The following is a 1,967-nucleotide window of genomic DNA, read 5'->3' as shown; positions in this document are numbered from 1 at the left end:
CGCGTCCTCGTACTTCATGAAGTCCCCGCCGGTGCAGTACTTCGACGACGAGGCCTTCGCCAACGTCGAGAAGTTCATCAAGGGCGAGGTCGAGCGCTAGACCCTTTGTAGCCCTGACCTGGCACTTAGCAGGTATCCGTAGGGCGAGTGGGCAGAAACAGCGATGCCCCCAGCGTGGCGGTTGACGCTGGGGGCATCGTCGGTTTCCGTTGGGCTTCCGAGCCTTCGGGAGCCCTTCGTTTCTTGATCATCTCCCCGTTTTCTCCCGGGGAGAGAAGGCCGGGCGTATGCCTCCCGGGCGGTAGGGCAGCCCACGGTTCCGTGCTCGCGCCTCCAAGGCTTCCTCTTCCTTCAAGATGCACCCCCCGCACATGGCCAGCCGGTAAAGGATGCTGGCTCCTGCGCGGCCAGGAGCCCGCACGGTAGCCAGAAGGGCCACACGCCTCCCCCGGTCCCCACACCGGAAGCACCGGCCGCGATTGCCCCACGTATACGCGGCCAGCACAGCGGCCGGCGATACCCTTGCTTCGAAGTCCCCGTTCGACCTAGGGGAGCTCATCAGAGGCCCAACGGGCCTCGACGGCTCGCGTCGCTGAACCTCAGCGTCTCCCCCGGCCTGAGACCAGGTCGGTGCCGCCTGGTCGATGCTCATGCTCACCTCAACGTGCTGGGCGCGGCCACCCTGCCGTAAGGCACTGGCGTGTCGCGCGATTGGGCAGAGACGACGCTCGCCCGCCATGTGGGGTGTGGCGGGCGAGCGGCGAATGCAGGGGCGCTCTACCCCCAGCCAGGATCGTTGGTCGTGGCCGTCGGGGTGGGCGTGGGCGAAACCGTGGCGGCTGGCGCTCCCCATCCCGGGTCCTCTGCGTGAGCCGCAGCCCCGATGCCGACGACGCCAGCCGCGGCGAGCAGCAAGGCCGCAAACGCCTTGATCACCCTGTGATGCATGGCTATCTCCTCTAAGTGAGCACGCAAATCGAACACGCTTCCGTGTGCTTGACCTCGCACCTAGGCTGACATGTGCGTAAGGCGTATGCCAGAGGATTGGTACTGCGGGTTCCGGACCTGTCCGGAACCCGCCAACGCTCAAGGGGTAGGTATGAAAGCTGAAGGCACGGACGACCCCGACCTCTCAGCGACTGAGGTTGCGGCATACAGAGCCGTGGCGAGCGGTCGCCTGGTCACCGATGGAAGCGCGCTCCGACGGCTCGCACAGCTCGGCCTCGTAGACCTCACGGCCGACCGCCAGGTCGCCCTCGACCCGCGCGTCGCCGCGCAGAGACTCTTGGCCCAGCAGCGATCCGACCTCATGCGGACGCTCGAACGCATGGACCGGATTCCCGAGCTCGAAGCCCTTGCCGAGCACTACGACCCGAGCCGCATGTACGGCGGTCCAGGCAGCGAGTTCCTCGCCACGAAAGAACTGATGAACCGACGCATCGGCGAAGTGCTCGAAGGGGCCGCCGCTGAGCTCCTTACGGTTCAACCCGGTGAGCCTGAGGAGCGCGACCCAGACGTGCAGCGGAAGGGCACCGATCGCGCCCGCGCGCTGCTCTACCGCGGTGTCGCCTGCCGCTTCCTGTACGCCGCTGCGGCCCTGGAGCACGACGACACGTGCGACTACGTCGAGGGCATCCTGAGCGCCGGCGGCGAAGTGCGCGTAGGGCGGGACCTCCCGCCCCGCATGATCCTGACCGGGCGGAATCTCTTCATCGACAACCACATCGTGCCCGGCGAGCCTGATGCAGGGTGGCACGTCACCGACATGCCGTCGATCGCATCGCACCGAATCATCTTCGACGGCTACTGGGAGCGGGCCACCCCTTGGCAGGAGGCCCGCCATACGCTCGCCGAGACCGTCACCTCGGCGCGCCAGCGAACGATCCTTCGGGCCATGGAGACCGCCGACTCGCAGGCGAAGGTGGCGGAGCGGGCTGACGTGAGCGAGCGAGAGGTGAACCGACAGC

General features: G+C 67.1%; 1 protein-coding gene. It reads left to right on the top strand.

The window, feature by feature from the left end:
* Positions 1-1,099: 1,099 nt before the first annotated feature.
* The coding region (locus tag AB0Q96_RS39135; RefSeq protein ID WP_365334150.1) for a hypothetical protein at positions 1,100-1,967 on the top strand (868 nt) is incomplete at its 3' end.

It is taken from the genome of Streptomyces sp. NPDC093111 (assembly GCF_040683955.1).
Lineage (GTDB): Bacteria > Actinomycetota > Actinomycetes > Streptomycetales > Streptomycetaceae > Streptomyces.
The sequence above is the reverse complement of the archived record's forward strand: the minus strand, read 5'-3'. Positions and strand labels throughout refer to the sequence as shown.